7 protein-coding genes and 1 pseudogene are annotated in these 3,650 nt (G+C 59.9%); 1 reads left to right on the top strand and 7 read right to left on the bottom strand.

The annotated features are described in order from the left end of the window. Both RMO15_RS14015 and RMO15_RS14010 read right to left on the bottom strand, forming a co-directional pair. Positions 1 to 360 (bottom strand): annotated as a pseudogene (locus RMO15_RS14015) (homoserine O-acetyltransferase); the annotation flags it as partial. After that, complete coding sequence (locus tag RMO15_RS14010) at positions 357 to 623, bottom strand: NIL domain-containing protein (RefSeq protein ID WP_309713725.1); 267 nt, start codon at positions 621 to 623, stop codon at positions 357 to 359. The gene RMO15_RS14010 and the pseudogene RMO15_RS14015, both read right to left, overlap by 4 nt. A gap of 22 nt (positions 624 to 645) precedes the next feature. On the opposite strand from RMO15_RS14010, the gene RMO15_RS14005 reads away from it, so the two are divergent. Beyond that, positions 646 to 1,098: a hypothetical protein gene (locus tag RMO15_RS14005; protein WP_309713722.1), complete on the top strand. Its 453-nt coding sequence runs from the start codon at positions 646 to 648 to the stop codon at positions 1,096 to 1,098. Here RMO15_RS14005 and RMO15_RS14000 read toward each other — a convergent pair. From RMO15_RS14000 to RMO15_RS13980, 5 genes are all read right to left on the bottom strand, one after another. Then, on the bottom strand, positions 1,095 to 1,661 hold the full coding sequence (locus RMO15_RS14000) for an aminodeoxychorismate/anthranilate synthase component II (RefSeq protein WP_309713719.1): 567 nt from the start codon (positions 1,659 to 1,661) through the stop codon (positions 1,095 to 1,097). The two genes, RMO15_RS14005 and RMO15_RS14000, sit on opposite strands and share 4 nt — an antisense overlap. Continuing rightward, positions 1,645 to 2,028, bottom strand: coding sequence for a hypothetical protein (locus RMO15_RS13995; RefSeq protein ID WP_309713716.1), 384 nt, complete (start codon positions 2,026 to 2,028; stop codon positions 1,645 to 1,647). The genes RMO15_RS14000 and RMO15_RS13995 overlap by 17 nt, the downstream gene beginning before the upstream one ends. Next, positions 2,021 to 2,404: a hypothetical protein gene (locus tag RMO15_RS13990; protein ID WP_309713713.1), complete on the bottom strand. Its 384-nt coding sequence runs from the start codon at positions 2,402 to 2,404 to the stop codon at positions 2,021 to 2,023. Before RMO15_RS13990 ends, RMO15_RS13995 begins: the two co-directional genes overlap by 8 nt. Then, positions 2,401 to 2,697, bottom strand: a complete 297-nt coding sequence (locus RMO15_RS13985) for an antibiotic biosynthesis monooxygenase (protein ID WP_309713710.1) — start codon at positions 2,695 to 2,697, stop codon at positions 2,401 to 2,403. The genes RMO15_RS13990 and RMO15_RS13985 overlap by 4 nt, the downstream gene beginning before the upstream one ends. Then, the coding region (locus tag RMO15_RS13980; protein ID WP_309713708.1) for an anthranilate synthase component I family protein at positions 2,694 to 3,650 on the bottom strand (957 nt) is incomplete at its 5' end. The genes RMO15_RS13980 and RMO15_RS13985, both read right to left, overlap by 4 nt.

Below are 3,650 nucleotides of genomic sequence, written 5' to 3'. Positions count from 1 at the left end.
GGTCAGCGGGTTCACCGACGACGGCCCGGTGGTGCCTCGACAGCCGCCTAAGATATTGGGCGCGATGACGCAGTACCTGTCCGTATCGAAGACTTTCCCAGGGCCGATAAAGCCGTCCCAGTAGCCCAGCGATCTATTTGTCCAGGCATACTTTCCCGCGGCGTGCGACGAGCCCGTGATGCCGTGGAGCACGAGAATCACATTGTCTTTTGCCGCACTCAGCTCGCCGTATTTCTCGTAAGCTATCGTCACCTCAGGGAGCCGCTGCCGGTTCTCACAGACAAACTCGCCTAGCCTAGCGCTCTCTTTGACGACCAGCCCGATACTGCACTCTTGCTCGTCGGGGTGCACCTGGCTCATCTGCCGATCACCCACTCGTCCTCGCCCGTCGCGCCGCCCACTAACACTTCGATGCCCTCTGAGGCGGCCCACTCCAGTGCGGCGTCTATATTGTCGCGCTTGCCCGTCAGGTCCAGCACGGTGTAGCCCCCAATCGTGGAGTCTATGTTAGCCTTACGAATAGAAAACTTCAGGTCCCAGTCGTGGGCAAAGTGCCAGATAATCGGCTTGGTGGCCTCCGCAAGCGGGAAGTTCAGCTGTACACGGATCGTCTCGATATTCACATTCCCATTGTACAATGCCTTTATGAAAACGCTCTTTTGTGGAGGCATGCTTGCACTCCTTGCGATGCCTGCGTCAGCGCAGCTTCAGTTCCAGATCGGCGGGACGGCAGGTTTTGGTTCGTCGAGTAACACAAATACTTCCAACAATAACACCGCTTGGAACAACGCGCCCCTCGGCGATGCCTATTTTTCGTCCTCGCTAAAAGTGGGTAACGGGCTGAGCCTCTACAGCGAGAACCTGCTGGCCCTTCGTCGAGGCCGAAACGGCTTCCATGGCGTCGGGGCGGCACTAAAGCTCGAAACAGAAACGGGCTATCTGGGTGCGGGGCTCGGCAGCTACGGCTGGCGCGGCACGGGGACGCGGCTCTTCGTCGGCTGGCCCACCGGCCCGCATCAGACCTTCGAGCTCTCTTACACCCGCCTGCAGCGCGGCGGCTCTACCGAACCCGTCTTCACCTACGGCGTGCGGTTCTAGTGCTGATCCAGGAAGTTTTGAAGCATCGCGCGGCCGTGCTGGGTGAGTACGGACTCGGGGTGGAACTGAACACCCTCAATCGGGAGGGTCTTGTGCCGCACGCCCATGATCTCGCCGTCCTCACTGGTCGCCGTGACTTCGAGGCACTCGGGGAGGCTCGCGCGCTCGATCACCAGGGAGTGGTAGCGGATGGCGGGGAAGTCGTTGGGCAAGTTCTCAAAGACCCCGATATTTTCGTGATGGATCGTGCTGGTCTTGCCGTGCATCAGCCGTTGCGCCCGGATGATATTTCCCCCAAACGCATGCCCGATGCTCTGGTGCCCTAGGCAGACGCCTAAAATGGGAATCTCCCCCGCAAAGCGCTCTATCACAGCGACAGAGACACCCGCTTCGGCAGGGGAGCAGGGGCCGGGCGAGATCAGCAGGTGGTCGGGCCTGAGAGCCGCAATCTCATCGAGCGTGATGGCATCGTTGCGATGCACCACAATCTCCTGGCCCAGTTCGCCGAGATACTGCACTAAGTTATACGTGAACGAATCGTAGTTATCAATTACTAATATCATTATTTGTTACCATTGCAGAGCACAAAAAGTACTCTAGCTGCGCCCAGCGGACTCCTGAGATCACCAAGGGCGCGTACATCCGATAGTCCCAGATCGCGTCGGCTTCGTGTTGCTCATGCCACTGCGGGCCAAGGGCATCACGAATCGCCAGGTGTGCGCTCTCGGGGGCATCGTCGAGCTGCCACTCAAATAGCACTTCCTGGTACTCTGCGATCTTCCAGTAGCGCTCAATAGGCTTGAGTGTTGGCGTGACAAAGCGCTCCAAGATCGCACAGATCTGAGCGGCGATGGGCTGCGCGGCCTCAGCACTTGCAGCTTCGACATAGCAGCGCAAGTAACAACACCACGTTTTATCTGTGTCAGTCATCTAGGTCGAAGTCCCCTACTTTGAGTTTCTCTGACTTGTTTTCGCCCATCTCCAGGTGGCTCCAGCGCGTCCCCTCGGCATCAGCATCCATCTTCTCGGCCGTCCAGGAGTCGCCTTGGACATAGCCGATGACCCGCTGGCAAAGGCTACAGTAGAAGACCAAGCGCGGACGGCTGGGCTGGCTGGGATCTATCGCAGACAGATCAGGGCTGCTGCCCATCCGTAGCTCCCGGTTCACCACCGAGGGCTTGAGAATAATCCGGCACTTGGGGCACTCAAGCTGGACCTTGCCGCTGAGCAGGTGCGCCAGCCGGGCGAGATCCTCGGAGTCGAGGCGAGCGGGCGGCAAGTCCGGGCGCGGCGGGATGGCTTTCACGGAAACCGCGACTCCCGGATGACCTCACAGGTCTGGGTGGAGTACTCTGAATAGAACTCCGTTCGGCCCCGTCCTTGAGCGATTTTATGCTCCCCATTCTCACGCCAAGCCACGATAGATTCGTCGCTCTCAAACTCGACAATGGTGACGCGCTCCCCATCGGCGGCGGTGAAGGTCTTCATGGAGAGAAAACCCGGCTGTTGCTTGGCCAGTTCGGCTATCTTGGGGATGAGCTCGGCGTAGGCTTCGGTGGCATCGGGACGGAGACGGTTACGGAAAATGGTGACTGTCATAATAAACCTCCCCCGGCGGCCTGAGAGCCGCCACCCCCTCCGGCTCCGCGAAGGGGGACTGTCTGTGGCTCGATGATTTCGAGCCGAGTGAAGCGTCCTTCGACCACTTCGGCGAGCGCAGGGACGGTGTCGAGGCCCGCTTCGGCGAACTCGACCGCGCGGCGGGCGGCGGCGGACTTGTTGACGGTTTCCTCAAACTCGGCGGCGTGCTGTGAGTCGGCGACAATCCCACCGCCTGCCTGTACATGGACTTTGCCGTTGTGGATCACGGCGGTGCGGATCGTGATAGAGGCATCCAGGTTCCCGTTGTAGGAAAAGTAGCCAATCGCGCCGCCGTAGACCCCACGCCGAGTTGGCTCCAGGCTCTCGATAATCTGCATGGCGCGGACTTTTGGAGCGCCCGAGAGCGTCCCGGCGGGAAACGTCGCTCGGAGCACATCCATCGGGGTGATCTCGCTACGGAGCTTGCCGCAGACATTGCTCACAATATGCATCACATGTGAGTATTTTTCAATGACCATCAAGTCCGTGACTTTTACCGAGCCGTACTCACAGACCCGCCCAATATCGTTGCGGCCCAAGTCTACCAGCATGATGTGCTCGGCGCGCTCTTTCTCATCCGCGAGAAGCTCGGTCTCTAGTGCGGCATCTTCCTCGGGCGTCTCGCCGCGCTTGCGGGTTCCGGCAATGGGCCGGACGCGCACGGTGCGATCTTCCACGGTACACAGAATCTCCGGCGATGCACCGACTAGAATCGGGCCGTCCTCGAACTTCAGAAAGAACATGTAGGGCGAGGGATTGAGCGAGCGCAGGGCGCGGTAGACATCGAATGCATCGCCGTCGTAGGGCCGCGAGAAGCGCTGGGAAAGCACGACCTGAATAATGTCCCCCGCCCCGATCAGCTCCTTGGCCTCGGTGAGCATCTCCTCGTAGCGGGCGCGGGTGAGGTTCGA

Origin of the sequence: Armatimonas sp. (genome assembly GCF_031410135.1) — a bacterium.
Classification (GTDB): domain Bacteria; phylum Armatimonadota; class Armatimonadia; order Armatimonadales; family Armatimonadaceae; genus Armatimonas.
Note: the sequence above shows the minus strand (reverse complement) of the source record. Positions and strands in the feature narration are given on the sequence as shown.